The 1,152-nt window shown below is 45.3% G+C and carries 2 protein-coding genes; both read left to right on the top strand.

Annotation, left to right across the window (positions count from 1 at the left end):
* Positions 1–898: zinc-binding dehydrogenase (locus AC2VE5_RS28375; RefSeq protein WP_486890851.1), on the top strand; the 898-nt coding region annotated here is incomplete at its 5' end.
* A gap of 85 nt (positions 899–983) precedes the next feature.
* Positions 984–1,152: transposase (locus AC2VE5_RS28370; protein WP_486887409.1), on the top strand; the 169-nt coding region annotated here is incomplete at its 3' end.

The raw sequence follows: 1,152 nt of genomic DNA, 5'->3' as shown, positions 1-1,152 counted from the left end.
TCACGTATTTCTTCTCGGCTGGCAAAATGGGTCAGTATGCTTGCATCAATTGTCTGACTCATTAACTCTGTTTCTACTTGCTTTACTTTACCCTAGCCTACGCTATATTTTTTATGCGGTTGCCCTACCCCAAGGAGTAACCGACGACCAAGCAATCATGTTATCTGATATTTTTCCCACTGCTTATTTTGGGGCAGAAATTGCCGAGATTTCGCCTGGTGATACAGTAGCAGTGTTTGGTTGTGGTCCGGTGGGAATGTTTGCGATCGCCAGCGCTCAATTATTGGGGGCGGGGCGGATTTTAGCCGTAGATACCATTGCTTCTCGTCTAGAGATGGCAAGAGACTTAGGGGCGGAAGTGATTGATTTTAATGCCGAAGATCCTGTAGAGACGATTCAAAGTTTGACTAATGGTATTGGTGTCGATCGCGCGCTCGATGCAGTTGGTGTTGATTCAACTCAACCCCATCAAGGCCCCGCCGCCGAAAAAGCACAAAAGCAAGCAAAAGAATTTCAACAAGAAGTTCAGCAAGTTGCGCCAGAAACTAACCCCAATAATGGCAACTGGAACCCTGGGGATGAACCTTCACAAGCGATAACTTGGGCAGTCCAAGGTTTAGCCAAAGCTGGAACTTTGTCAATTATTGGCGTGTATCCGCCAACTCATCGTTTCTTCCCCCTAGGTATGGCGATGAACAAAAATCTCACGATTAATATGGGAAATTGCAACCACCGCAAATATATTCCCACGCTTGTAAATTTGGTCGAAACTGGCGCTGTCGATCCTGAAAAAATCCTGACGCAACGTGAACCTCTTACCTCTGCGATTGAGGCTTACAAAGCTTTTGACAAAAGACAACCGGGCTGGATCAAAGTCGAACTCGACCCTAAAAAATAGTAACTAAACAGGAGATCTATAGAACCCATTTGACATCTTTCCCTGGAAGGAAGTAACGTTAAGGCAAAAACATAATGCAGATGCCATGCCGTACCAGAGCAGCCTCACCGACGAAGAGTGGAAAATAATAGAACCTTTACTACCTAAGATCCTACCGCCGAAGAAGCAAACAAGACCTTCTAACTGGAGCAAGCGCGAAATCTTGGATGGCATCTTTTATCAACTGAAAAATGGTTGTAACTGGCAAGACTTGC

The sequence above is a fragment of the Aliterella sp. E5.1 genome (assembly GCF_057473825.1).
Note: the sequence above shows the minus strand (reverse complement) of the source record. Positions and strands in the feature narration are given on the sequence as shown.